The sequence below is a fragment of the Streptomyces sp. CA-249302 genome, from assembly GCF_050936785.1.
In the GTDB taxonomy this organism is placed as follows: domain Bacteria; phylum Actinomycetota; class Actinomycetes; order Streptomycetales; family Streptomycetaceae; genus Streptomyces.
The window spans coordinates 5,039,879-5,064,450 of the sequence record NZ_JBNJMG010000001.1; the positions used below are offsets into that span (position 1 = coordinate 5,039,879).

Consider the following 24,572-nt stretch of genomic DNA (forward strand, 5'->3'; position numbering starts at 1 on the left):
GGCCGGATCGTGGGAGCGTGGGGTGCGAAGCGCCTGTTTTCACGGCGGGCACCGGCCCCGGCAGCCCCCGATGAACACGTACGAGAGGGATCCGAACATGCGGGACGCGTACCACGAGGAACTTGACTCGATCGGTGACAGCTTGGTGGAGATGGCCCGGCTGGTCGGGTCGGCCATCGGGCGCGCCACTACGGCCATCCTCGACGCAGACCTGAAGCTGGCCGAGAACGTCATCGAGGCCGACCAGAAGATCGACGAGCTCCACCACGACCTGGAGGCCCGCGCCATAGCGCTGCTGGCCCGCCAGCAGCCGGTGGCGACCGACCTCCGTATCGTCGTCACCTCGCTGCGGATGTCCGCCGACCTGGAGCGTTCCGGCGACCTCGCCCAGCACGTGGCGAAGCTCGCCCGGCTGCGCTTCCCGGGCACGGCGGTCCCCCGCGACCTGCACGCCACCATCCTGGAGATGGGCCAGCTGGCGCAGCGCCTGATGGCGAAGGCCGCGGAGTGCATCATCACCAAGGACGTCGACCTCGCGCTCCAGCTGGAGTCGGACGACGACGAGATGGACCTGCTGCACCGCACGCTCTTCCAGCACCTGATCGACGACCGCTGGAAGCACGGCATCGAGACGGCCGTGGACGTCACGCTGCTCGGCCGCTACTACGAGCGGTTCGCCGACCACGCGGTGGCGGTCGCCAAGCGTGTGGTGTTCCTGGTGACGGGTGAGCACGCGGACGACCTCCAGCCCGACGTCCAGCCGGACATCCAGCCGGTGGCGGGCACCGAGGGGGCGTAGCCCCGGGAGCCCGGCGGGTCCGCGGGGCGCGTGGGCGCCACCGTGCGCCGTTGATGCGCTGTTGATGGGTCCGGCGGAACGGGCATGCAATGGGCGAGGCACCAGTCTCCCGATCCGGCACCAGCCTCTAGGTCTCCAGGAGGATTCATGGCCGAAGCCCCCACCACGCCCGACCCGACGCAGGAGCGCGAGACGGACCAGCCCGCCGAGATCAAGAGCCTCCCGCTCTTCGGCGCGTGCGGCTGCGGCTCGGGCTGCGGCTGCGGGTGCCAGTCGGGCAATCCGTGTCAGTGCGGCTGATCGCATACGACGGTTCTCTTACGACGGTTCACATACGACGGTGAAGGGCCCCGGTGACCGAGGTCGCCGGGGCCTTTCGGCATCCCAGGGGCGGGCTCAGCCCCAGAAGGGCGCGTTCCGCACGGTGATCAGGACGTCCGTCGGGGTCCGGATGCTGCCGGACAGGTCGTCGGAGAGCTGCATCGCGATGTCGACGTACTCCGCGGCGCCGCCGACGTCCACCTTCTTCTCGATGCCGACCGCGGGCCCCAGGATCACCTTCACTCCCCCGCACATTCCCAGCGTCTTCGGCTCCGCGCCCACGTCCCCGTTCTCGAACCGCCCGTCGTCGAGGGTGTCGAGGCCCTTGGTGACGATCCGGTTCTCGCTCAGATACGTCTGCATGGCCCGCCGTGTGCTGCGGAAGGCCACCGCCACCCGGACATCGCCCTCGGGTGCGGTCGCGTGCGTGACGTAGTGCACGTCCTCGGCACCCTCGGGAAGCCCGAGCCGCACGCCGTCGAGCGCCTGCTGAAGCGGTACGTCGCTGCCCGCGCAGGCCCGCCCGTCGCCGAACGGATGCCCCTGGTCGCCGTATGCGATCCACCAACCGCCTACGAGCAGCACCCCGACGACCGCCGTGCCGCCGACCGCCCATCGCGCCCGCCGCATGTACGTCCCCTCCCCTGATCGTCCGGCCACGTTAGCGCTCGCCGGGGTCGGCGGAGGGGCGCAGCATGGAAGGGGAAAGGTGGAAAGGAGGTGCGGGCCATGGCTCAGTTCATGGACGTACACCACGGGATGAAGGGCATCACCGCCGACCAGCTGCGGGAGGCCCACAACGCCGACCTGGCCATAGAGAAGGACGAGGGCGTGCACTTCGAGAAGGCCTGGGCGGATCCGGAGTCCGGCACGGTGTACTGCCTCTCCGAGGCGCCGTCGGCCGAAGCGGTGCAGCGCATCCACGAGCGGGCGGGGCACCGGGCGGACGAGGTCGTGCCGGTGCCGCTGACGGTCTGACGCCGGGCAGCCCTCCACCCACGGCGGGTAGGGGGCTGCCGGCGGTACTGGCCGTCAGGTACTGACTGTCACCAAATGCCCTGCTGTCGGGCCGCGGCCCGGACCACCTGGGGTGCCTCGCGGGACACCTTCTTGTTGGTGGCGAGGATCGCCGCCTGTGCCGCGGCGACCGACGCCGCGTCCTTGAACTTCGCCGTGGGCCAGAGGTTCTGGAGCGTCTGATACATGATCAGGGTGCCCTCGTCGATGCCGATCTCGCGGCAGACGAGATAGAACCAGCGGTTGGTGATGCCCGACATCAGGTGCGGGTCGGCGGGCTGGAAGTAGCCGCTCATGTCGCGCGGCTGCGGGTCGCGCCCCATGACGGGGTTGTCGTACGCGGTGCCCGGCTCCGCCATGTTGCGCAGGGCCTCGCCGACCAGCTTCGGGGCCATGATGTCGTCGCCGATGAGCCAGTCGTGGTTGTCGGCGTCCTTGCCGTTGGCCCAGGCGTCGATCGCCGAGCCGAGCATGTCGCTGAACGACTCGTTGAGGGCGCCGCTCTGGTCGGGCGTGTAGTTCAGCGCGCTGGTGAATTGGGTGACGCCGTGGGTGAGTTCATGGGCCGCGACGTCGATGTCTGCCGTCAGGTCCCGGAAGACGACATTGCTGCCGTTGCCGAAAACCATGAGGAGTGCGGCCGGGTCGAAGAAGGCGTTGTCGAAGCCGACGCCGTAATTGACGTTGGCGATGACGTTCAGCCCGGAATTGTCGAGGGAATTACGCCCGAGCCTTTCCCGGTAGTACGCCAGCACCTTGTGCATGTGGTCGTAGGCGTCGTTGGCGTTCTGCCCCGGCACGGCGGGGTCGCCTTCACCGCGGACAGCCTTGACGTTGTACTTCCACTGGTTGAGGTCGTCGTAGACGATGACGCCGGCGGTCCCGGGCTTGGGGATCTGTATCCCCTCGATCAGCCCTTCCGTCAGCTCGTGAATCTCCGGCGGGGCGGGCGAGTTGGGCGCGAGCACGGGTGCCTGGAGCCGGGTCCGGCGGAATTGCTCCGAAACGACGGCGGACCGTTGGGCGTCGGTCGGATCAAGGCCTTCGCGCGCATGGACCTGCGCGATGTGATCCAACACGTGAGCGGGAACGAACGAGCACACATACCCCATGAAGAATCCTCCCCGAGCGATGTGGACTGCCTTCATGGCTACACCCGCGCCAACGACCTGTCGACGGCCCGCCCCACCGTAAAATTGACCGACTTTGCGGAATTCGCAATTCCCCGCCTTGGGAACTCCAGGAACAGGGATCCCGGTAATTCCCGTCGCCACCGGGGCCTTCCCGACAATCAACCGCCGCACGGCGTTGTGGACCGGGTCCTGGCGGTGCGATCGTGTGGCGATGACCGAGGGGGAGCGGGAGACGCTGGCCATCGCGCTGGACCACGCGTGGCGTTGGTACGAGAACCGCCGAAGCCGGGCGTTGACCCTGCTTCAGATCCTCATGCTGTGCCTCGCCATCTCGGGAGCGCTGTACGGCGCCGCCATCCAGGCGAAGCTGTACGGCCTGGCCGGCTTCGTGAGCGCGGGGACGGCCGGCATCTTCGTCGCGGTCGAGCAGGAGGCCACGCGGTGCCACCGGTCGGCGGAGTTGGCTGCCGATGCCGTCGCCGAACTGCAGGACCGTCTGGCCGACGCGCTGGGAACGGAGAAACTCCGCCTGCATCAGCGAGAGCTCGAGAGCCGCGCGGCCCCGCCCACGTACCTCGGCCAGGACTTCACCAAGTGGGTGATGTACGTGAGCGTCGTGGTCGCCCTGGCCGGCTCCGTCTACACCTGGGTCTTCCTGCCTTAGACGGCGTTCCGCGGGCCTCCGATAGGTTGCCGGCCATGAGTGAACTCGGCCCCGTCCCCTGGCCAGTTGCCCCGATCGGGACCGAACGTCTCGTGCTCCGTGAGTCCGAGGCCCCGGCGGATGGCCCGGGACGCCCACGTCGGCGGCACCTCCCGCACAGCCGCGGACACAGCGCTCGTCGTCGAGCGCGAACACCTGCTGTAACAGGCCGTGAAAGGCCTCCGCGCGGCGGCGGCAGAGGTTCTCGGCGACAGCGGGAGGCGCGTCGCTTAGCTGCTGGGGGTGCAGACTCCGACAGCTGCTGGGGTGCGGACCCCGACGGCATGAAAACGCCCCTGACTCGCGCCATACGCACAGGTCAGGGGCATGATCACAAAGCCTACTTCTTCTTGCCCTGGGTTTCGACCGCCCAGTTTTTGGGGCTGATCAGAGGGGTGCTCATCTCAACTGACCTGCGGTCCAGCGGTCGTTGGCGGTCGTTGTCTGTCGTTGCTGGTTGACCTCGGAGGTTCCAGACAGGTCCCGGCTCCGGGCCCCTCATGGCCTCTAGCGTGAGGGACTTCGATGGGTCAGGCGAGGGGCCTAGCCGTTGGTCGTACCGGCCCGTACGGGGCGGGGTGATCTTCACACGGGGAGTGGGTCCGTGTCATTCGCTGGCATTGAGGTGGTCACGTGCCGCCAGGGTGAAGGCCTCAATCGCCTGGCGTAGCTCCCTGTGGAGCTGGGTCAGTTCGTTGCCTGACGGAGCCCATTCGGTGAGCGTTCCGCAGATCGCGCTCGCGATGTTGAGCGTGTGCAGGGCAGCGCTCTGTACCTGGGTTGCGGCTGCTGCGATGAATGCAGGGCCTTCCAAGCTGACGACGGCGCCTCGGTTGCGCAAGGGGGTCATGTCCGAAGCCGCCATAAGTCCGAGAGTCGTCCGGGGCAGCCACAGAGGATCATCCGGCTCCGGCCGTCCGCTCGCGGCTTGCTGTCTGACCACTTCAGGCATGCGCACGAGGTAGTTGGTCTCGTCTGCGAAGGTGTGGGCGGTGGCGAGGAAGGCGGCGTACGTCTCCCGCTGGTGCTGCCGGCGTATCGCGTCCACGGGTCCCCGGTGCGCGCCGCGTGCCTGGGCGCGCCCAGCGGCGTAGGCGGTGGCTGCTGCGAGGATGGCCGTAGGAGTGGCGATTACTGCGGCGATGACGGTTGAGTCCATGGCTGGTAATGCTGCCGCAAGAACACCCCACCCCACATGGGAAGGAACCATCAACCACCCGGTCCTTCGCGTGACTCGTCGGACGGTCCCAAAGGCCTGGGGTGGTCCCGCGTGATCGTGTAGCCGATCACCATGCGGGTGTGCGCGGGCAGGTGCCCAGGACGTGCACCCGATGACAGTCTCCGCTCCCTGCGCATGAGGCAAGCCACCGTCCCCTTGGTCAACCAGCGTCCGTCTGTCCCGGCTGCTTGGGCGTGTTGAAGCGGTGTGTCATCCGCAGCGCCATTCCCGCTACATCGCGAAGCTTGCAGACGAGCGACCGTAGCTCCTTCTCGCTGACCTGTAGATCTGTGTCGGTCCTCGGGTGCCACATCGCCAACTCAGCTTCGGAGAGGCGGTCAGTAAGCCGTAGTACCTCAACGGCGTGAACCAGACGGTTGCGTTCCCAGAGTGTTCTGGACATCCGCTTCTCCAGGCTGACGAGATCCTTGAACAGCCCGTCGTCCTCACCTCGATCCGCCCGGATTTCTTGGCAGAGCTTCAAGAGTTCGTTCCGCGCGGCACCAACGCGCTTCAGGATGGACGCTAGTTCGGATTTGTCATGGCCTCGCGCCACTGTGACGAGGTAGGCCACGCAGTATTCGAGAGCTGACGCCTCGACGGTGATCTCGCCGAGCGCCCGAAGGAACTTGTCATCTGCCATGAGGGCAGCGTGACAGGCGACTACTTTGTGAAGCGGAGCGGTGACGCATCTGTGACGCGCCGGTATGGATGGCCGCATCAGACGGGCACCGCGGCCTCGTCTGGTCGAGCGCTTCCACCCTCACACCGGCGGGCGGGATCGGCCTCTAGCGCTAGGTTCTGTCCGGCGGATCATGGTCGGAGCCATAGCTTGATGGCTGCGGTGGTGACGGTGCCGTGGAAGACGTAGGCCCGCTTGTCGTAACGGGTCGCGACGGCCCGGGAGTTCTTGAGCCGGTTGATGGTCCGCTCGACCTCGTTGCGGCGTCTGTAGATTTCGCTGTCGAAGCCGGCGGGCCGGCCGCCCTTGCTGCCGCGTCGTTTGCGGTGGGCCCGCTGGTCCTTCGGCTCCGGGATGGTGTGCTTGATCTGACGTCTTCGCAGGTAGCGGCGGTTTCGGCGGGAGCTGTATGCCTTGTCGCCGCTGAGGTGGCCGGGGCGGGTGCGTGGGTGTCCGCCCTGGGGGCGGGGAACGCGGATGCGGCTGAGGACCTCGATCATCTGCGGAGCGTCACCGAACTGGCCGGGGGTGACGAGCAGGGCCAGGGGGCGGCATCCGCCTTCGCCTGCGAGGTGGATTTTGCAGGTCAGGCCGCCCCGGACCGTCCAAGTCCCTCATCGGGGCGATGGTTTCGGGGCGTGGTCCTTTTTTCGGGACGCGCGGCTTGGTCTTGCGGGCGCCGGCCGCGTGCTGATGAGCACGCCAGGACGTCGAATCCACACCGACCATGCTCCAGTCGATCCGGCCGGCCAGGTCGGCATCCGCCTGGACGGCCGTGAGGATCCGGTCCCACGTGCCGTCCGCCGACCAGCGCCGGTGGCGTTCATAGACGGTCTTCCAGCTGCCGAAACGCTCGGGCAGGTCGCGCCACGGTATGCCGGTGCGGACCCGGAACAGGATCCCGTTGACCACCGAGCGGTGGTCGTTCCACCGGCCGCCACGCCGCCCGGACGGAGGCAGATGCGGCTCCAGCCGCACCCACTCCGCGTTCGTCAGATCACCCCGCCCCACGCCGACATCAACGAGCAGGCCACCCGACAGTCACATGATCCGCCGGACAGGCCCTAGAGGCCGGGCCCTCTACCACTGGAGGTCTCGCTAGCGGCCTGCACCATCTCTGACCAGAACGCTAGATGGTAGAGGGCTGTCTTCGGAACCTCTCGAATTCTGCGCCTGGCAGGATTCACCGTGACCGCGTCGCGGACCTCTATCGCCCACACGAGCAAGAGGAGCACGCGCGGCGGGGTGCTCCTCTTGCTTGTGCGGGGCCGACACTCGCCCTGAGTCGTTAGGCCCGCTAACGTTAGCGGCACCGATAGCAGGCACCCCTCGCGAGCCAGAGCGGCGACCCCAACACCCGTGCATCGATGGAGTCTCAGCTCAAGCTGCACGCCTTCCCCCGCATCGGGTCGTTCCAGCCGAGCCACATCCGGGAGTTCGAAGAGACGGGCATGTCCGGCTCGTACGCCCGCGTCATCTTCTCCAACGTCCGTGCCGTGCTCTCCGCCGCCGTGGAGGACGGATGCCTACGCCGGAACCCCTGCAACTCTCGCACGGTGACCCCGCCGGCCATGGGCTCACGCCGCGTCGTTCCATGGGCGCCAGAGCGCGTCTTCGCCGTGCGCACCGCCATGGTCGAACGGTTTCGGCCCATGGTCGACGTGGGCGCCGGATGCGGCCTGTGGCAAGGGGAGATCCTCGGGCTATCCGTAGATGACATCGACTTCGACAACGGCACTCTGCACGTGGTGCAGCAACTCAAGCTGAGCCTGAGCAAGGCCGTCTTCGCGCCCCCGAAGGGCGGCAAGCTCCGCGATGTGCCTCTCCCCGACCCCGTGGCGGAGGCGCTACAGGAGCACATCAAGAAATACCCGCCTGTGGAGATCAAGCTGCCGTGGATGCGAGCGAACGGCCTTCCCGTGACCCGTCGGCTCATCTTCTCGGGCCCCAACGGCGGACACATCTGGCGTACGTCGCTGAACGAGGACCACTGGAAGCCAGCGCTCGCTAAGGCAGGCGTGATTCCGAAGGCCAAGAGCCGCGAACACGTCGGCGCCCGCGAGCACGGCATGCACGCGCTCCGTCACTTCTACGCGTCCGTGCTCTTGGACGCCGGGGAGAGCATCAAAGCCCTGGCGGAGTACCTTGGGCATTCGGACCCAGGGCTGACGCTGAAGGTCTACGCGCACCTAATGCCGAGCAGCCGAGATCGGGCCCGAAAAACTCTCGGGCAAGCTCTCCGGCCGCAAGACCACAAAGGCTAGGGTTCCGAAGGAATTTCAAGCGTGGCAATGTCTCCCGCCCGCGCGTATGCGCAGGCGGGAGACATTCTCTGTTCCCACTCCTTCTGACCCTGTGGTTAGCGACTGGAAAATGCGGCCGACAGCTTTCGACTAATCTCCTCTTCATCGGAAGGATTTTCCAAGATAATAAACCTCAAACGCACACGAGGGAGATTATTAGCTTCGAGCTCACTTGCCAGCGATTGATCAATCTGCTGCTGCAGCGAGGGCGGGACATCGATATTACTGAGGATCGCAATTCGCCGACATTCAACCTCACCCCGCTCGATCCGACTCACAAAGTTCTTCACCTTACCTCTGAGCTGGAGTCGGACGTTCCGTTCGGCCGATTGAAAATGCTGGATTTCAACGGCAACCATTCCGACATCGAGTGCAACTTCTGCATCAAATGAGTGCCTCGGCTTTGAGACCTTCGAGCCGAACTTCCTCTCCAAGCTAGAGAGGACGGCAGATGTGTAGGCGCCGGAAATCGCCATTCGAATGCTAGGGTCCGTGACAGCAGCCGGATCATAGGCCGCCAACACGCTTAGGGCCGCATCTAGTTCGTCGGCTGGCGTGCGAGAAATCTGCAGAGCGGCCGCCTGCCGATTATGCAGCGTGATCTCATTGTCGCCGATCTTGGCTCGCTTGACAGAAACTCCGGAAATAGCAATCACGACTAGCAGGGCCCCAACAGTGATCAAAGCTGTTGGTCCAGCTTCAACCTTTCGCGTAAATACGGCTGCAGTGCCGCCGCCGATCATTAGAAGTCCCATCCCACCCGCCAACGTCCGCTCCAGGCGCGTCAGTGGCACCGACGGACCGTCAGTGGGCTCTGCCTCAAGTGCAGCCTCATCCTGTGACATGAGATTGACCCTATGGGTGCAGCACCTCCCGCCTGTCCGACCCTCAAGATGTACGCACGTCTCATGCCAAGCTCTCGGCAGGACGCTTCGGCTTCAGGACCTTGAAGACCTAGGTTCCAGAGAGGTTCCAGCGCATGAAAATGCCTCCCTCCCACGCCGTATGCGCAGGTGGGAGGCATGATCACAAACCCTACTTCTTCTTGCCCTGGTTCTTGACCGCCTCGATGGCCGCCGCAGCCGCCTCCGGGTCCAGGTAACGTCCGCCCGGCGTCACCGGGTTGAAGTCCGCGTCCAGCTCGTAGTACAGCGGGATGCCCGTCGGGATGTTCAGGCCCGCGATGTCCGCGTCCGAGATGCCGTCCAGGTGCTTGACCAGGGCGCGGAGGCTGTTGCCGTGGGCCGCGACCAGGACCGTGCGGCCCGAGAGGAGGTCGGGGACGATGCCGTCGTACCAGTACGGGAGCATGCGGACCACGACGTCCTTCAGGCACTCCGTGCGCGGGCGCAGCTCCGGGGGGATGGAGGCGTAGCGCGGGTCCGCGGACTGGGAGAACTCCGAGTCGTCGGACAGCGGGGGCGGCGGGGTGTCGTAGGAGCGGCGCCACAGCATGAACTGCTCCTCGCCGAACTCCGCGAGGGTCTGCGCCTTGTCCTTGCCCTGGAGGGCGCCGTAGTGGCGCTCGTTCAGGCGCCACGAGCGGTGGACCGGGATCCAGTGGCGGTCCGCGGATTCGAGGGCCAGCTGGGCCGTGCGGATCGCGCGCTTCTGGAGTGACGTGTGGACCACGTCGGGGAGAAGGTCGGCGTCCTTCAGGAGCTCGCCACCGCGGACTGCCTCCTTCTCGCCCTTCTCGTTGAGGTTCACGTCCACCCAGCCGGTGAACAGGTTCTTCGCGTTCCACTCGCTCTCGCCGTGGCGGAGGAGGATCAGCTTGTACGGTGCGTCGGCCATGGGTCAGAGCGTAATCCACTCATTCGACCCCGCGGCGGGCCCGCCCAGCTGCCGGACGATTGACGGCATCTGTTAATTGAGTGGCCGGGGACGACCCCGTCTTCGTAGGTTCCTCGTAAGTTCTTCGTAAGTCGCGCTTGCGCCATCTGCCGCTTACACCGTCCGAGCCGTCCCGGGGGTCCTCCATGTCCGTAGCCAGTCTCAGACGTGCCGCCCGGGAGACCGTCTCCGGACTCCCCCGGGCGTTCTGGTGGCTGTGGACCAGCACCCTCGTCAACCGGCTCGGCGCGTTCGTCGCCACCTTCATGGCGCTCTATCTCACGCTCGACCGCGGCTACTCCGCCTCCTACGCCGGCCTCGTCGCCTCCCTGTACGGCCTCGGCGGGGTCGTCTCCTCCATCGGTGCGGGCGTGATGACCGACCGGCTCGGACGGCGGCCCACCCTTCTGGTCGCCCAGTCCGCCACCGCCGTCTCCGTCGCACTGCTCGGCCTGGTGCACGACCCGGTCGCCATCGCCGCGGTCGCGTTCCTGGTCGGCATGGCCTCGAACGCCTCCCGGCCCGCCGTGCAGGCGATGATGGCCGACATCGTGCGGCCCGAGGACCGGGTACGGGCCTTCTCCCTCAACTACTGGGCCATCAACCTCGGCTTCGCGGTCTCCTCCGCGGGCGCCGGTTTCATCGCCGAGTACAGCTACCTCGCCGGCTTCCTGATCGAGGCCGCCATGACCGCCGTATGCGCCGTGGTCGTCTTCCTGAAGCTGCCCGAGTCCCGGCCGCAGCGCACGGCGGTGGAGAAGGCCGCGGACCAGGTCGGGCTCGGTACGGTGCTGCGCGACGGGCGGTACATGGCCGTCGTCGGTCTGTCCTTCCTGGTCGCCCTCGTCTTCCAGCAGGGCTCGGTCGGTCTGCCGGTCGCGATGGGCGACGCCGGCTTCACGCCCGCCGACTACGGCATGGCGATCGCCGTCAACGGCGTACTGATCGTCGCGCTGCAGATCCCGGTCACCCGCTTCATCGAACACCGGGACCCACGACGGCTGCTCGTCGTCTCCGCTCTCCTCGCGGGATACGGCTTCGGGCTCACCGCCTTCGCCGGGTCGGTCGGCGTGTTCGCGATGACCGTCTGCGTCTGGACCCTCGGCGAGATGATCAACGCGCCGACCCAGACCGGCCTGGTCGTCCGCCTCTCCCCCGTGCACGGCCGCGGCCGCTACCAGGGCATGTACACGCTCTCCTGGTCGGTCGCGGCGCTGGTCGCCCCGCTGATGTCCGGCTTCACCATCGACCACTTCGGGGCGGAGTGGCTGTGGGGGCTGTGCGCGGTGGTCGGCACGGTGGCGGCGCTGGGGTACGGGGTTCTGATGCGGCGGCTGCCGGAGGAGGAACAGTCGGCCGCGGAACGGACCGTGCCGGTCAAGGCCGAGGTTGCCGCGGGCTGACCACGGCGCCCCCCTGCACACACGGCGACGGGCCCCTCACCGGACTTCTCCTCCGGTAGGGGCCCGCTGCCGTGGCGTCGATCAGATGCTGACGTTCACCCCGACCTGGGTGGGAAGGGCGCCGGTGACGCCGCCGAGGGCGCCCAGGGCCGTGGCCTTGACCGAGTCGACCTGGGCGAGGAGGGCGTCGCTGCTGAGCGTCGTCGAGCCGGCGGTGACGGAGATCGAGGGGCTCACGCCACCGGAGACGGTGTCGAGCTCGGCGTCGGAGATCTCGAGGGTGTGGACCTGGGGAGCGGAGTTCATGGGGGGACTTCCCTTCGCGTGATGTTCCACAGTGGGGGGCGGGTCCGCTGGGGGGACAGACGGAGGGCCGCGGTGCGCAGGATCAAACCACGCGGCGTGCGGGTCATCCAGTCCGATCCCGGTCCCGGCAGGGCAGTTGGGCAGGTCGGCGACCGAACCGTGGTGACGTGCACACGAGTTGGTGCCGGGTTCTCTACACACGGCGGGACACAGCGGGCGGACAGGCATTGCCGGTGCGGACGCGAACGGGACAACTCCGCCCCAACGGTCCCCGTCCATCACGCGGTTGCGCATTCACTGTGCAGATTCGGTCGCAGCCGCCGTCACGGATGCATCCGCGCCCCCTTGACGACCTTGTCCACCGCGTTCTTCGGGCCGTACACCGCGATCCCCACCAGATCCAGCTCCCCCGTCCCCACCGCCCGCACGGCCGCCCGGTTGTCGCGGTCGTTGCCGGTCGCGAACAGGTCGGAGGTGAAGACCGCGCGCGGGAGGCTGCGGGAGAGCACGCGCGCGTGGGCCGCGGTCAGCGTCTCCTTCGTGCCCTCGAAGACCAGCACCGGCTGCCGGAACATCGGCAGGTACCGGACGCCGTCCGCGTCCTCGTAGTTCTCCCCGATCACCTCGGGGGCGGCCATCCCCAGGCCGCTGACCAGGAACGCGGTGACGTTCAGCCGCTGCCAGGGCTCGAGGTCCTCCCGCAGCACTACAGCGATCTTGGTGTCGAAACGGACGGGGGCATCGGATGTGCCGGATACGTCGGGTGCGTCGCTCATACTCCGAGACTGCCGAGCGTCGTACGGGCTCGTCTTGTACGTTCTTTGCATGGCCGGTCAGCGTCCCCAGCAGGAGGTCTCCGCCTGGCGCCCCCGGATCCCCGGTGTCGTGGAGGTCTTCCACGCGCACTTCACGGAGTACGCCTATCCGATGCACGTGCACGAGGCGTGGACGCTGCTGATCGTGGACGACGGGGCCGTACGGTACGACCTCGACCGGCACGAGCACGGCACCCCGCACGACACGGTGACCCTGCTGCCGCCGCACGTCCCGCACAACGGCTCCCCGGCCACCCCGCACGGCTTCCGCAAGCGGGTCGTCTACCTCGACGACACCCGCCTCGCCGACGACCTCATCGGCCCCGCGGTGGACGGCCCCGACCTGCGCGACCCCGTGCTCCGCCGCAGAGTCGCCCAGCTGCACACCGCGCTCACGCACGCCGGCGACAAACTGGAGGCGGAGAGCAGACTGACCCTGATCTCCGACCGCCTGACGACTCTGCTCCGCCCCCACCACCCGCGCTCCCCCCGCCCGGACCCCACCCTGGCCCGCAACCTCCGCGAACTCCTCGACGAACACATCACGGACGGCCTCACCCTCGACCGGGCCGCCGCCCTCGTCCACGCCCACCCGGCCCACCTGGTACGGGCGTTCAGCACGGCCTACGGCATAGCCCCGCACCAGTACCTCAACTCCCGCCGCGTGGACCGAGCCCGCCGCCTCCTCCTCGACGGCCTCCCGGCAACCGAAGTGGCCACGGCCACGGGCTTCTTCGACCAGTCCCATCTCACCCGCCATTTCCGGAAGTTGGTGGGGGTGACGCCGGGACGGTACGCGCGGGAAAACGTGCGGCGCCTCGATCGCCCCGACCCGTAGGGTCCCACCATGGACTGGCACGCCTGGCACGCCACATACGACAGAGCGGACTCCCCACTCGCACGACGCCTCACGACCGTCCAGGACCGCATCCGCGAGACCCTCGACACCGCCCCACCGGGGCCGCTCACGGCGGTCAGCGTCTGCGCGGGCCAGGGCCACGACCTGATCGGAGCCCTCACCGACCACCCACGACGGCGCGAAGTCCGCGCACGGCTGGTCGAGTTGGACGCCCGGAACACGGAAGCGGCCCGGCACGCGGCGGCGTCCGCCGGCCTCCCGGACGTCGAGGTCGTCACCGGCGACGCCTCGTGGACCGACCACTACACCGCTCTCGCCCCCGCCGACCTGGTCCTGATCTGCGGCGTGCTCGGAAACGTCACCGACACCGACGTCGAACGCCTCCTCGACCACTGCACGCGGCTGTGCCGCACGGGCGGGACCGTCGTCTGGACGCGTAACCGCAAGGCCCCCGACCTGGTGCCGCAGGTCTGTTCCTGGCTGGAGGGGCGTGGTTTCGAGCGGCTGTGGGTGTCCGAGCCCGCCGTCGAACAGGCCGTCGGGGCCCACCGGTTCACCGGCGTGCCCCGGCCGTTGCCGTCCGGGCGGCGGATGTTCGAGTTCGTCGGGTACGACGCCCTTCGCCGCCGGTGAGCTAGAGGTCCCGCTGAGCCTCGTGGAGGTTCCGCGGTCGTACGACCCCCGTCGTCGGGTACAGCTCCAGGCGCGCATGGAGGTCACCCGTGAAGTCCGGTACGTCGATCTGGTCGAAGTCCGTGACCTCGTTGACGCCGACCGTCGCGGAGTAGGGGGCGAGGCCGTCGATCTTCATCAGGCCCGCGCGGGCGTTGGTGACGCGGATGTTCCAGTGGGTGAAGCGGGCGCCGAACAGGGGACCCGCGTTGGCGTCGCCGCCGTGGCGGCCGTTGTTGTTCACCGTGATGTCCGTGCGGACGTTGGCGAAGGGCAGGCCGCGGTGGGAGTCGAAGGTGCCCATCTGCATCGAGCCGCGCGACCAGACGTTGTAGGAGGAGAGGCCTTCGACGTTGATGCCGTGGAGCTGGGTGTCGGCGGGGGCCGGGACCGTGCGTTCCTCGATCGTGAAGTCCTCGATCAGGTTGTCGTGCGAGCCCTCGCGGCAGAAGTACGGATGGTGTTCGCCCCGGCCGCCCACACGCGTGCGGCGCAGGGTGCAGGACGACGCGGCCACCAGGCCGAAGCCGTTGTCGACGTTGCGGACCGTCACGTCGTCCACCCAGCAGTCGTACGTGCACTGGAGCACGACGCCGTTGTAGCCCTTGTCGAGGAGGTGGGGCGACTGCGGGGTCTCCATCACCTCAAGGGTCAGGCCCTCGACTCCGGCTCCCGTCAACTCCCTTGCGTGCGTGGTGAATTGGGGGTTCCACTCCGGACGCAGGTCCAGCGGCAGCGGGCGTTCCAGTACGACCGTGCGGCCACGCACGCGTACCACGCGCACCGGCCATTCGTAGGGGACGTACGACAGCAGCTTGGTCTTGTCGGTCCAGTAGTACGCCGCGGGGCCCGGGCCGCCGCCCGACATGTGCTGGAGGAGGGTGTGCGTCGGGTCGTCGGAGATGCGGAGGAGGACGAGGGAGCCGGGGCGGAGGTGGGAGGGGTCGGCGACCTTCACCGTCCGGTCCCCCTGGCGCGCGGGCTCGACGGTCGTCAACGGCGCCCACTCGTCCCGCTTGTTGCCCGTCCAGCCCTCGAACGGCCACGCCTGCGCCTTGATCGCCGTGACCAGTGAGTCCCAACGCGCCTTCGGGGCCAGCCAGATGAGCCCGCCCGCCCAGGACCAGGACGACTTGGTGCCGCCGTAGCGGGAGCCGTACGCGCCGATGAGTTCGGTGAGGTTCTTCGTCGCGTACAGGGTCGTACGGCCGCTGCCCGCACCCCGCAGCACCACGTTGTCGTACCCGATCCGGATCAGGCCGTCGATGCGGAAGGTGCCCGGCGGGATGGAGACCGTGCCGCCGCCGGCCCTTCCGGCAGCGGCGACGGCACGGTTGATCGCGGGGGCGCAGTCCGTGGTCCCGTCGGCCACGGCGCCGTAGTCGCGCACGTCGGCGACGGCGGGGCGGCGGGGGAAGCGCGCCGCCCCGCCGCGGTAGCCGGCCCGGCCGACGTACGGGATCTGCGGGTGGGTGTACGGGGCGCGGGTGAACTCCCGCCAGAGGGACGGGACTTCGGCGCTGGAAGCGTGTGCCGTACCGGTCGTCGTACCGAGGGCCACGGCCGTGGCCCCGCCGAGCAGGGCCCGTCTGGTGAGATGCGCGTTACCCATGTCCGTACGCCCTTCCATGTGCTTTCATGGATGTGAACGACGTTCAGATGTGCGTTGGGCGTGAGCATGCCACGGCCATCACTGGGTAGGGAAGACGTCAGTCAGCAGAACGCTGGGTCAGGTGAGTGAACGCGTCCAGGTTTCGCGTCGACTCGCCGCGCGCCACCCGCCACTCGTACTCCTTGCGGATCGCGGAGGCGAAGCCGAGTTCGAGGAGGGTGTTGAAGCTGCCGTCCGCCGCTTCCAGGACCTGGCCGAGCAGGCGGTCGATCTCCTCGGGGGTGACGGCGGTCAGCGGGAGCTTGCCGGCGACGTAGATGTCGCCGAGCCGGTCGACCGCGTAACTCACGCCGTACAGCTTGAGGTTGCGCTCCAGGAGCCAGCGGTGGACGCCGGGCTCGTTCTCGTCGGGGTGGCGGATGACGAAGGCGTTGAGGGAGAGGGAGTGGCGGCCGACGAGGAGGGAGAGGGTCGTCTTCAGCTTGCGGGTGCCGGGGAGCTGGACGACGTAGTTGCCTGGTGCGGGGCTCTCCCATTCGAGTTCGGCGTCCTTCAGGACACCCTCGATGACCTTCTGTACATCAGCCATGGTGGGAGCGTACGCGACGCCGGTACGACTGCATCGCGGCCGTGTAGACGTCCGCCGTCGCGGCGGCCGCGGTGTCCCAGCCGAAGGACTGGGCGTGCCGGGTGGCGGCCGCGCCCAGGCGGTCCGTGAGGTGCGGGTCGTCGGCGAAGGCGCGCAGCACGCGCGCGTACTCGGCGGGATCGTGACCTCGTACGAGAAAACCGGTCCGTCCGTCGCGCACGGCCACCGGCAGCCCGCCCACCGAGGCCGCGAGCACCGGCGTACCGGCCGCCTGCGCCTCTATGGCGACCAGCCCGAAGGACTCGCTGTAGGACGGCATGACGAGCACGGAGGCGGCGCGGAACCAGTCGGCGAGCTGGTCCTGGCCGACCGGCGGGCGGAAGCGGACCACGTCCGCGATGCCTAGGCGGGCGGCGAGCTTCTGCAGGCCCTCCGGCTTGGCGAGGCCGCTGCCGCTGGGGCCGCCGACGATCGGGACGACCATCCGGGAGCGCAGCTCGGGGCGCTCGTCGAGGAGGACGGCGACGGCGCGCAGGAGGATGTCGGGCGCCTTCAGGGGCTGGATGCGGCCCGCGAAGAGGGGGACCAGGGCGTCCTGCGGGAGGTCGAGGCGGGCGCGGGCGGCGGCGCGGCCGTCGGCCGGGCGGAAGCGGTCGAGGTTGACGCCCGGGTGGACGACGGCGACCTTGTCCGGGTCGGCGCTGTAGTGCCGTACCAGCTCGTCGGCCTCCTCGGAGGTGTTCGCGATGAGGCGGTCGGCCGCGGCGACGATCTGGGTCTCACCGATGACGCGGGCGGCGGGCTCGGGGCTGTCGCCGTCGGCCAGGTTGGCGTTCTTGACCTTGGCCATGGTGTGCATGGCGTGGACCAGGGGAGCGCCCCAGCGCTGGGCGGCGAGCCAGCCGACGTGGCCGGAGAGCCAGTAGTGCGAGTGGACCAGGTCGTAGTAGCCGGGGCGGTGGCCGGCCCAGGCCTGCATCACGCCGTGCGTGAAGGCGCAGAGCTGGGCGGGGAGGTCCTCCTTGGCGAGGCCCTCGTAGGGGCCGGCGTCGACGTGGCGGACCAGGACGCCCGGGGCCATCTCCACCTTCGGCGGGAGGGCGGCCGTCGTCGCGCGCGTGAAGATCTCGACCTCGATGTTGATCGCGGCGAGGCGCTGCGCGAGCTCGACGATGTAGACGTTCATGCCGCCCGCGTCGCCGGTGCCCGGCTGGTGGAGCGGTGAGGTGTGCACGGAGAGCATGGCGACGCGGCGCGGGCGGCGGTGCGGCAGGCGCAGCCGGTGGGGCGCGGCCTGGGAGCGCCGTCCGAGCCTGCTGACGTACTGGCTCACGTGGCGGTCCTCCTCGCAGCGGGCATGCCTGAGGGAGGGTGCGGGTGCCCTCCACGGGGGTCCAACAGCGGAGGGTGGGATTCCCATTCCGGGGGCGGGTGTTTTTACCGAGACATTACCGAGGGTCGCTCAACCGTTCGAGGGTGGTCTGCGTAGCGGCCGGAGGGCGATGTGCACGGCGGCCACGGGCACCCGCTTACCCTCGTACTCATGACATCGCGCGCCACCCACCGCCCCGTGGGCACGGTCACGCGCGGGACCACCAACCCCAACCGCCTGCGCCGCATGGACCGCTGGATCGCGGCCACGCACGGCGCCGAACTGCGCCGCGCCACCGACCCCGTGGCCGTCGACCTCGGCTACGGCGCCGCCCCCTGGACGGCCGTGGAGCTGCTCCAGCGGCTGCGCACCGCCGCCCCGCACGCGCGCGTGGTCGGCATCGAGATCGACCCGGCGAGGGTCGCGGCCGCCAGGCCGTACGAGCGCGACGGCCTCCTCTTCCGGCACGGCGGCTTCGAGATCCCGCTCCCCCGGCGGCCCTTGCTGATCCGCGCGGCCAACGTCCTGCGCCAGTACGACGAGTCGGAGGTGGCCGAGGCCTGGCGGCGGCTGTGCGCGCGGTTGGCGCCGGCCACGGAAGGCTCCCGCGGCGGGCTGCTCGTCGAGGGCACCTGCGACGAGATCGGCCGCCGGCACGTGTGGGTCGCGCTCGGCCCGGAGGGGCCGCGCACGGTCACCTTCGCGACCCGGCTCGGCTCCCTGGACCGCCCCTCCGACCTCGCCGAACGCCTCCCCAAGGCTCTCATCCACCGCAACGTCCCGGGCGAACCGGTGCACGCCTTCCTCCGCGACTTCGACCGCGCCTGGGCCGCCGCCGCGCCCTACGCCTCCTACGGCGCCCGCCAGCGCTGGCAGCGGGCGGTACGGGACCTGAGGGCGAACTGGCCGGTAACGGACGGGCCGGTGCGGTGGCGGCAGGGTGAAGTCACCGTGGCCTGGGAGGCGTTGGCGCCCCGGAGCTGACCGTCCCCACATACCCTGACCTGCGGGGAACGATCTCCGCGAGTCGTTCGTCACAAAGGCGGGGAGATCGTCTTTCGGCGGCTTACGACGGCGACGAGGGGGAAGTCCGAGTTCGGACTGGCTCTGTCGTTTTGCGCCTTGGCGTGGCACGATCCCCCAGGCGTCCGTAAGTTACTGACGGTAAATCAGGTTGGGGGAGCCGTATGGGCACGGGCAAGCGCGGACTGGTCGCGACGGCCGTGACGGTGGTCTGCGCCATCACGGTGCTGGCCGCACCGGGTACGGCGTTCGCGAGCCCCGAACCGTCCCCCTCGCCCTCGACGTCCTCGACCGCCGTGTCCACCAAGGACCTTGAGGCCGTACGCGACAAACTGGACAAGCTGTACCACGACGCGGCGGTCGCCACCGACTCGTACAACGCGGCCGAGGAGAGCTCCAAGCAGCAGTCCGCCGCGATCGTCGGCCTGGCCAAGGAGATCGTCGAGGGCCAGCGGAAGCTGGACGAGCTGAAGAAGCGCGCGGGCGCCGCGGCCGCCGCCCAGTACCGCACCGGCGGCCTGCCCGACGAGGCGCAACTGCTGCTCAGCGACAACCCGCAGGAGTTCCTCGACGGAGCCGGGCGGGTGCTTCAGGGCGAGCGCGCGACCAAGGGCCTGATCGCGGAAATGACGCAGACCCAGCAGGACTTGAAGCAGTACGCCGCGGACGCCGCCGAGCAGTGGAAGAAGCTGGAGGCGGGCCGCAAGGCGAAGGACGCGGCCCGCAAGAAGATCAAGAAGCAGATCGCGGCGGCCGAGAAGCTCGAGTCCCAGCTGGAGGAGAAGGAGAAGGAGCGCCTCGCCGAGCTGGAGCAGGAGGACGCCCTCAAGGCACAGACCGCCTGGCTCGACTCCGGGATCCTCGACGAGATCAAGGGCAAGGCCTCCGAGCAGGGCAAGAAGGCCGTCGAGTTCGCGACCGAGCAGATAGGAAAGCCGTACGTCTGGGGCGCCGAGGGCCCCGACTCGTACGACTGCTCGGGGCTCACCTCACAGGCCTGGGCGAACGCCGGCCGGCCCATTCCGCGCACCTCGCAGGAGCAGTGGAAGCAGCTCAAGCACATCGACATCAAGGACATGCGCCCCGGCGACCTGATCATCTATTACGACGACGCCAGTCACGTCGGCATGTACATCGGCGACGGCGCGATGGTGAACGCCCCGCGGCCCGGGCGGAACGTGTCGATCGCGGGCGCGGGCTCGATGCCGATCCTCGGGGTGGTACGGCCGGACGCGTGAGCGTTCCGGGTGCGGGTATCCGGGGTTCGTGACCGGGACCACGTGACCCAGCGCACGTATCCCCGTCCCCAAACCCCCCGCGGACGTGACCTTCGTCATCCCCGCTGGTGGGCCACCCTGTCCAACTGCGGTACGGAACGCGGCATATGACAGTGGCCGGTGTGCGGGCGACGTGGCTCACACCATTCCGCTGGCCCACCGACAACCGCTATGGTCCCCGTCGGTGGATCGAGGTCCCTCGCTCCGCCGCGCCCTCGGGGGGAGGGAAGGAACTCAAGACGATGCCCGCACCCATACCGCGGCAGCGAGCAGTACCGGCCGCGGAGAGCGGTCAGGCGCCGGCCGCGAACCGAGGCGGCACCTCCAAGGAAGCGGCCCCTAGCAAGGAAGCCACGGTCGACACCAACGCCGCCACCACCCAGCTGACGCTGCTGCTGATCGAGGACGATCCCGGCGGCTCCACCGTCGTGCCCGAACTTCAGGACTCGGCAGGCCGGCCGATCCGTGTCCGCACCGCCCGCAACCTCACCGAGGCGGGGCGGCTGCTGACCGACGACGTCCACTGCATCCTGCTCGACCTCGCGCTGCCGGCGCCCGGCCGGGCCGAGGACGGGGACGAGCTCGCCGTGCTCAAGCACGTGCTGGAGCTCGCGCCCCGGCACGCCGTGCTCGCCCTCGCCCCGTCCGGTGACGCCGAGCGCGGCGCCGAGGCCGTGCGCGTGGGCGCGCAGGACTACCTCTTCCGGGACGAACTCGACGGGCGGCTGCTGAGCCGCGCGATCCGCTACGCCGTTGAGCGGAAACGTTCCGACACGGCGGAACGGCGGCTCGCCGAGGGCCGGGTGCGGGCACAGGAGAACCGGCGCCTCGAGCGCGGGCTGCTGCCCACGCCGCTGCTGGACGGCTCACCGCTGCGGTTCGCCGCGCGGTACCGGCCGGGGCGCTCGCGTGCGCTGCTCGGCGGGGACTTCTACGACGTCGTACGAACCCCTGACGGGACCGTGCACGCCATGATCGGTGACGTCTGCGGGCACGGGCCGGACGAGGCCGCGCTCGGGGTCGAGCTGCGGATCGCCTGGCGGGCGCTGACGCTGGCGGGACTGTGCGGGGACGAACTGCTGGGGACGCTTCAGCAGGTGCTGGAGCATGAGCGGTCCGACGACGAGATCTTCGCGACGCTGTGCACGGTGGACATCGCGCCGGACGGGCGTCGGGCGGGGCTGTGTCTCGCCGGGCATCCGTCGCCGTTGGTCGCCCGGCCCGGGCGGCCCGCGAAGCTGCTGCCGTACGACAACAACGGGCCCGCTCTCGGGCTGCTGTCCGGGGCCCGGTGGCCTCGGATGCAGGTGGAGCTGGGGCGGGAGTGGAGTCTGATGCTCTACACCGACGGGCTGATCGAGGGGCGGGTCGGGGCGGGGCGGCTGGAACGGCTGGGTCAGGACGGGATGGTGGAGATCGTCCGGCGACTTCTCTCCGAGGGGCTGGGCGGAGAGGCGTTGCTGCGGGCCGCGGTGAACGAGGTACGGGAGCTCAACGGGGGCGAGCTGACGGACGACGTGGCGGTGTTGCTGCTCGACCGGGAGAGGTGACCCGGCGCCCCTGACGGGGCGCTCCCGCTCGGGGCGTTCCTGCTCGGGGCGTTCCTATGTCACCGGCCGCCGTTGTACGGCCCGTAAGGACCGTCGCTGCTCGAACCCCGCCTGTTGTTGCGGCCGCCGCCCGGAAGTCCGCGCAGCGCAGGCCTGACATCCACCATGTACACGATGGTCGCGACCAGGCCAATGATGGGCAGGAACGACAGGATGTTGAAGATCAGGTTCACCACGAAGGCCAGGCCCAGGATGATCAGCCAGAAAGGCTTGGTCTTCTTGTCGGCCGCGCGGTAGGCGTCCTCGCGGCGCGTGGCTGCGTCGATCAGCGCGAAGGCGCTGAAAAGGATCAGGGCCATGCTCAGCAGCCACATGAACCCTGCGAACCCCTGCATCAGCACAACGTCCACCACCAGACTCGGCTTGTCATTACGCGGTCACCGTACCCGTTCGAGTCGATCCACCACATCGATCCGCTACACCGAGAACGGGCCGGGCACCGTGAGAGTGCCCGACCCGTCCCCGATCACCCGTTCGTGTCACTTCACTTGGCGGGCGGCGTGGTCTTCTTCGCGGTGGCCTTGCGGGCCGGCGCCTTCTTGGCGGCGGCCTTCTTGGCCGGGGCGGGAGCGGCGGCCTGGGCCTCGGCAGCGGCGGGCTTCGCGGGCTCGTCCTTGACCTCGACCGGCTCGGCCTTCGGCTCGACGGCGACGGCCAGCTCCTCGATCTCCTCGGCGGCCTCGCCGCGCCAGGTCTTCACGGCCTGCTCGCCGTGCTCGGCGACCTTCTCGTAGGTCTCGCGGGCCTTGACGGCGTACTCGGCGGCGACGCCGACCCCGCGCAGCGCGAAGTCCTGGGCGGACTCGCCGAACTTCTTCAGGTCGGCGTCGATCGTCGAACCGAGCTTCTTCAGGTCGCCGTCGATGTTCGAGATGAACTCGGTGACCTTGGTCTGCAGGGTCTCCTGCGTCTCCTTGACCTTGGCGCCGGCCTCCTTGGCACGGGCCTGGGCCTTCTCCTGGTAGGCCTTCGGGTCGGTGTTGCGGACGGCCTCGATACGGGCCGGGGCCTCGGCGCGCAGCTGCTCCACGATGCCGGGCACCTTCTTGGCCTGCTGGAGGGCCAGGTCGGCGGTGCCGGCGGCGAAGTAGAGCGGCGTCGGGTCGCTGAGGGTCTTACGGAGGTCGTCGGTGATGGCCATGGTGATGGTCCTCCCGGATCACTTTCGGCTGAGGGTTTTGGGTACTGAGGGTTTGCGTACTGAGGGTTTGCGTACTGCGGGTTTTACGTACTGCGGGTCTCGGTTCCCGCGGGCAGTCGGTCCGGCCTGCTCAACCGGTGGGCTGCTGCGGGTCGTGCGGTTCGGCGTCGCTGCCGTCGGACGTGCGGGTGCGGCGCGCGGCGGACTTGCGCCCGTCGGCCGCGCGGGTCTTGCGGGTACGGCGCCCAGGGGTTTCGCCGGTGTCGACCGTGTCGCCGGGCCGAGCCTCCGCCGTACCGTCGCCGGGCCGGTCGGCCTCGGTGACGACGACGGTCTCGATCACGTCGAGGGCGTCGGAGACCCGGACGGCCTCGGCCTGGTCCCCCTCCCCCTCCCTCTCCTCCGCCGGGTCGATCCCGAAGCCGTTCTCCTTGCGGAACGACTCGTAGATCTGGAGCAGCACCTGCTTCTGCCGCTCGTTCAGCGTGGGATCGGCGAGGATGACGGCGCGCGTCTCCACCTCGTCCCGGTCCCGCTCGGCGTCGAGGATGCCGGCCCGCACGTACAGCGTCTCGGCGGAGATCCGCAGGGCCTTGGCGACCTGCTGCAACACCTCCGCGCTCGGCTTGCGCAGCCCGCGCTCGATCTGGCTCAGATACGGATTGGACACCCCGGCGGCGTCGGCGAGCTGCCTGAGCGAGAGCTGCGCGGTGCGCCGCTGCTCACGCAGGTACTCACCGAGATTGCCGACGTTGAGCGATGCCATGCCCCCACTGTGCCCCACTCGCGCTAACTATTGCAAGCAGGCGCTTGCAATAGTGCGCCACGCCACCCTGAAGGGTGCCGCGAAGCCGTACCGGCGCCCTTCCTCCCCTTGACCTGAAGCGCGGTTGAGTTTCTAGCGTGCCCTCTGGTTGATCACTCGACGGCGGGAGAGAGAGCGCATGATCCTCGTGACCGGAGCGACCGGAAACACAGGCAGTGCACTGCTCAAGGAGCTGCACGCGCACAGTGCCGGACCGGTGAGAGGGCTCACCCGGGACACCGCGCGGGCCGCCTTCCCCGAAGGGGTCGAGGCCGTGCGGGGCGACTTCGCGGAACCGACGTCAGTGGAATCCGCGCTGGTGGGGGTGCGTTCGCTGTTCCTCGTGTCGCGGCTGGGTTCGGACGCGGACATCCTTGAGGCCGCCTGGCAGGCGGGTGTGGAACACGTGGTGCTGGTGTCGTCGATCACCGCCCGGACCCATCCGCACCTGGGCCCCGCCGGCGAGAACCTGGCGGTGGAACGGCTGCTCAAGGAGAGCGGCATGGCCTGGACGATCCTGCGGCCGACGCAGTTCGCCTCGAACGCCCTCATGTGGGCGGCCGCCGTCCGTGCGCACGAGGTCGTCCACGCGCCGTACGCGGACACCGCACTGCCGACCATCCATCCCGCGGACATCGCGTCGGTGGCACGGGTAGCACTCACCGAGCCCGGCCACCATGGGCGCACGTACGCCCTGACCGGTCCGGAGCCGGTGACGGCCCGGCAGCAGGTCGAGGCCATCGCGGCGGCGCTGGGCCGGGAGGTGCCGTTCGCCGAGATCAGCCGCGCGCAGGCGCACGCGCGGATGGCCGCGATCTTCGGGGCGGAGGCCGCGGACGCGGTGCTCGACGTCATGGGCGGAGACGTCAACGCCGAACTGCTCGCGGTCCGCGACACGGTTCCCCGCCTCACCGGCACTCCGGCCCGACCGTTCCGGCAGTGGGCCACCGAGAACGCGGCCGCCTTCGCCTGAAGCACCGGTTTCCCCAGGCCGACCGCCTTGGCGACCACCCACGGCCGAGACCTACTGGCGCGAGATCGGCAGAGGCCTGGCCCAACACGCCATTCCGGTACG

The 24,572-nt window shown here is 69.1% G+C and carries 25 protein-coding genes and 2 pseudogenes; 12 read left to right on the forward strand and 15 right to left on the reverse strand.

Going from position 1 to position 24,572, the window contains the following annotated elements:
* Positions 1 to 97: 97 nt before the first annotated feature.
* Together phoU and ACQEWB_RS22535 are read left to right on the forward strand one after the other, a co-directional pair.
* A complete protein-coding gene (gene phoU, locus ACQEWB_RS22530) occupies positions 98 to 799 on the forward strand; it encodes a phosphate signaling complex protein PhoU (RefSeq protein ID WP_432843947.1) in 702 nt (233 codons plus the stop codon).
* A 147-nt stretch (positions 800 to 946) separates the two neighbouring features.
* Positions 947 to 1,099 (forward strand): hypothetical protein, encoded by a 153-nt coding sequence (locus ACQEWB_RS22535; protein WP_185124092.1) that lies wholly within the window; start codon positions 947 to 949, stop codon positions 1,097 to 1,099.
* A 96-nt stretch (positions 1,100 to 1,195) separates the two neighbouring features.
* Here the strand turns inward: ACQEWB_RS22535 and ACQEWB_RS22540 are convergent, their stop codons facing one another.
* The gene (locus tag ACQEWB_RS22540; RefSeq protein ID WP_432833774.1) at positions 1,196 to 1,750 is read right to left on the reverse strand and encodes a hypothetical protein; all 555 of its coding nucleotides are present in this window, start codon (positions 1,748 to 1,750) and stop codon (positions 1,196 to 1,198) included.
* Positions 1,751 to 1,849: 99 nt separating this feature from the next.
* Here ACQEWB_RS22540 and ACQEWB_RS22545 point away from each other — a divergent pair, with 99 nt between their 5' ends.
* A complete protein-coding gene (locus ACQEWB_RS22545; RefSeq protein WP_432833776.1) occupies positions 1,850 to 2,098 on the forward strand; it encodes an SCO4226 family nickel-binding protein in 249 nt (82 codons plus the stop codon).
* A 68-nt stretch (positions 2,099 to 2,166) separates the two neighbouring features.
* On the opposite strand, the gene ACQEWB_RS22550 is transcribed toward ACQEWB_RS22545, so the two are convergent.
* Positions 2,167 to 3,213 carry a M4 family metallopeptidase gene (locus tag ACQEWB_RS22550; protein WP_432833778.1) on the reverse strand — a complete coding sequence of 349 codons (1,047 nt, stop codon included), beginning with the start codon at positions 3,211 to 3,213 and terminating at the stop codon, positions 2,167 to 2,169.
* A 268-nt stretch (positions 3,214 to 3,481) separates the two neighbouring features.
* On the opposite strand from ACQEWB_RS22550, the gene ACQEWB_RS22555 reads away from it, so the two are divergent.
* Positions 3,482 to 3,934, forward strand: a complete 453-nt coding sequence (locus ACQEWB_RS22555; RefSeq protein ID WP_432833780.1) for a hypothetical protein — start codon at positions 3,482 to 3,484, stop codon at positions 3,932 to 3,934.
* Between the two features lie 646 nt (positions 3,935 to 4,580).
* On the opposite strand, the gene ACQEWB_RS22560 is transcribed toward ACQEWB_RS22555, so the two are convergent.
* The 3 genes and pseudogenes from ACQEWB_RS22560 to ACQEWB_RS22570 all read right to left on the reverse strand — a co-directional run bounded on the left by ACQEWB_RS22560 (position 4,581) and on the right by ACQEWB_RS22570 (position 6,885).
* Positions 4,581 to 5,132, reverse strand: coding sequence for a hypothetical protein (locus ACQEWB_RS22560; protein WP_432833782.1), 552 nt, complete (start codon positions 5,130 to 5,132; stop codon positions 4,581 to 4,583).
* 220 nt (positions 5,133 to 5,352) lie between these two features.
* Complete coding sequence (locus ACQEWB_RS22565; RefSeq protein WP_432833784.1) at positions 5,353 to 5,835, reverse strand: hypothetical protein; 483 nt, start codon at positions 5,833 to 5,835, stop codon at positions 5,353 to 5,355.
* Between the two features lie 170 nt (positions 5,836 to 6,005).
* Positions 6,006 to 6,885 (reverse strand): annotated as a pseudogene (locus ACQEWB_RS22570) (IS5 family transposase).
* Between the two features lie 317 nt (positions 6,886 to 7,202).
* Between ACQEWB_RS22570 and ACQEWB_RS22575 the strand changes: the two are divergent.
* Positions 7,203 to 8,138 (forward strand): annotated as a pseudogene (locus tag ACQEWB_RS22575) (tyrosine-type recombinase/integrase); the annotation flags it as partial.
* A gap of 95 nt (positions 8,139 to 8,233) precedes the next feature.
* Here the strand turns inward: ACQEWB_RS22575 and ACQEWB_RS22580 are convergent.
* Together ACQEWB_RS22580 and ACQEWB_RS22585 are read right to left on the reverse strand one after the other, a co-directional pair.
* Positions 8,234 to 9,022, reverse strand: coding sequence for a hypothetical protein (locus ACQEWB_RS22580; protein WP_432833786.1), 789 nt, complete (start codon positions 9,020 to 9,022; stop codon positions 8,234 to 8,236).
* Between the two features lie 190 nt (positions 9,023 to 9,212).
* Positions 9,213 to 9,974, reverse strand: a complete 762-nt coding sequence (locus tag ACQEWB_RS22585) for a phosphoglyceromutase (protein WP_432833788.1) — start codon at positions 9,972 to 9,974, stop codon at positions 9,213 to 9,215.
* A gap of 185 nt (positions 9,975 to 10,159) precedes the next feature.
* Between ACQEWB_RS22585 and ACQEWB_RS22590 the strand changes: the two genes are divergently transcribed.
* Positions 10,160 to 11,416 carry an MDR family MFS transporter gene (locus ACQEWB_RS22590; RefSeq protein ID WP_432833790.1) on the forward strand — a complete coding sequence of 419 codons (1,257 nt, stop codon included), beginning with the start codon at positions 10,160 to 10,162 and terminating at the stop codon, positions 11,414 to 11,416.
* A gap of 81 nt (positions 11,417 to 11,497) precedes the next feature.
* On the opposite strand, the gene ACQEWB_RS22595 is transcribed toward ACQEWB_RS22590, so the two are convergent.
* Positions 11,498 to 11,722: a hypothetical protein gene (locus ACQEWB_RS22595; RefSeq protein WP_432833792.1), complete on the reverse strand. Its 225-nt coding sequence runs from the start codon at positions 11,720 to 11,722 to the stop codon at positions 11,498 to 11,500.
* A 323-nt stretch (positions 11,723 to 12,045) separates the two neighbouring features.
* Positions 12,046 to 12,498: a DUF2000 family protein gene (locus tag ACQEWB_RS22600; protein WP_432833794.1), complete on the reverse strand. Its 453-nt coding sequence runs from the start codon at positions 12,496 to 12,498 to the stop codon at positions 12,046 to 12,048.
* Between the two features lie 49 nt (positions 12,499 to 12,547).
* Between ACQEWB_RS22600 and ACQEWB_RS22605 the strand changes: the two genes are divergently transcribed.
* Both ACQEWB_RS22605 and ACQEWB_RS22610 read left to right on the forward strand, forming a co-directional pair.
* Positions 12,548 to 13,375, forward strand: coding sequence for an AraC family transcriptional regulator (locus ACQEWB_RS22605; RefSeq protein WP_432833796.1), 828 nt, complete (start codon positions 12,548 to 12,550; stop codon positions 13,373 to 13,375).
* Positions 13,376 to 13,384: 9 nt separating this feature from the next.
* The gene (locus ACQEWB_RS22610) at positions 13,385 to 14,029 is read left to right on the forward strand and encodes a class I SAM-dependent methyltransferase (RefSeq protein WP_432833798.1); all 645 of its coding nucleotides are present in this window, start codon (positions 13,385 to 13,387) and stop codon (positions 14,027 to 14,029) included.
* Position 14,030: 1 nt separating this feature from the next.
* Here ACQEWB_RS22610 and ACQEWB_RS22615 read toward each other — a convergent pair whose 3' ends face one another.
* The 3 genes from ACQEWB_RS22615 to mshA form a co-directional block, all read right to left on the reverse strand.
* Complete coding sequence (locus ACQEWB_RS22615; protein ID WP_432833800.1) at positions 14,031 to 15,680, reverse strand: glycosyl hydrolase family 28-related protein; 1,650 nt, start codon at positions 15,678 to 15,680, stop codon at positions 14,031 to 14,033.
* Positions 15,681 to 15,777: 97 nt separating this feature from the next.
* On the reverse strand, positions 15,778 to 16,269 hold the full coding sequence (locus tag ACQEWB_RS22620; RefSeq protein ID WP_432833802.1) for a YbjN domain-containing protein: 492 nt from the start codon (positions 16,267 to 16,269) through the stop codon (positions 15,778 to 15,780).
* On the reverse strand, positions 16,262 to 17,602 hold the full coding sequence (gene mshA / locus ACQEWB_RS22625; protein WP_432833804.1) for a D-inositol-3-phosphate glycosyltransferase: 1,341 nt from the start codon (positions 17,600 to 17,602) through the stop codon (positions 16,262 to 16,264). The genes ACQEWB_RS22620 and mshA overlap by 8 nt, the downstream gene beginning before the upstream one ends.
* A 210-nt stretch (positions 17,603 to 17,812) precedes the next feature.
* Between mshA and ACQEWB_RS22630 the strand changes: the two genes are divergently transcribed.
* The 3 genes from ACQEWB_RS22630 to ACQEWB_RS22640 all read left to right on the forward strand — a co-directional run bounded on the left by ACQEWB_RS22630 (position 17,813) and on the right by ACQEWB_RS22640 (position 21,491).
* Complete coding sequence (locus ACQEWB_RS22630; RefSeq protein ID WP_432833806.1) at positions 17,813 to 18,625, forward strand: class I SAM-dependent methyltransferase; 813 nt, start codon at positions 17,813 to 17,815, stop codon at positions 18,623 to 18,625.
* Between the two features lie 203 nt (positions 18,626 to 18,828).
* On the forward strand, positions 18,829 to 19,902 hold the full coding sequence (locus ACQEWB_RS22635) for an NlpC/P60 family protein (RefSeq protein WP_432833808.1): 1,074 nt from the start codon (positions 18,829 to 18,831) through the stop codon (positions 19,900 to 19,902).
* Positions 19,903 to 20,183: 281 nt separating this feature from the next.
* Entirely contained in the window at positions 20,184 to 21,491 is a 1,308-nt protein-coding gene (locus ACQEWB_RS22640; RefSeq protein WP_432833810.1) for a PP2C family protein-serine/threonine phosphatase, read from the forward strand.
* Between the two features lie 59 nt (positions 21,492 to 21,550).
* Here ACQEWB_RS22640 and ACQEWB_RS22645 read toward each other — a convergent pair whose 3' ends face one another.
* The 3 genes from ACQEWB_RS22645 to ACQEWB_RS22655 form a co-directional block, all read right to left on the reverse strand.
* The gene (locus tag ACQEWB_RS22645; protein WP_432843949.1) at positions 21,551 to 21,886 is read right to left on the reverse strand and encodes a DUF2516 family protein; all 336 of its coding nucleotides are present in this window, start codon (positions 21,884 to 21,886) and stop codon (positions 21,551 to 21,553) included.
* A gap of 149 nt (positions 21,887 to 22,035) precedes the next feature.
* On the reverse strand, positions 22,036 to 22,692 hold the full coding sequence (locus tag ACQEWB_RS22650; protein ID WP_432833812.1) for a hypothetical protein: 657 nt from the start codon (positions 22,690 to 22,692) through the stop codon (positions 22,036 to 22,038).
* A 130-nt stretch (positions 22,693 to 22,822) separates the two neighbouring features.
* Positions 22,823 to 23,458, reverse strand: coding sequence for a helix-turn-helix domain-containing protein (locus ACQEWB_RS22655; RefSeq protein WP_432833814.1), 636 nt, complete (start codon positions 23,456 to 23,458; stop codon positions 22,823 to 22,825).
* A 178-nt stretch (positions 23,459 to 23,636) separates the two neighbouring features.
* On the opposite strand from ACQEWB_RS22655, the gene ACQEWB_RS22660 reads away from it, so the two are divergent.
* Positions 23,637 to 24,470, forward strand: a complete 834-nt coding sequence (locus ACQEWB_RS22660) for an NAD(P)H-binding protein (RefSeq protein WP_432833818.1) — start codon at positions 23,637 to 23,639, stop codon at positions 24,468 to 24,470.
* Positions 24,471 to 24,572: the final 102 nt, after the last annotated feature.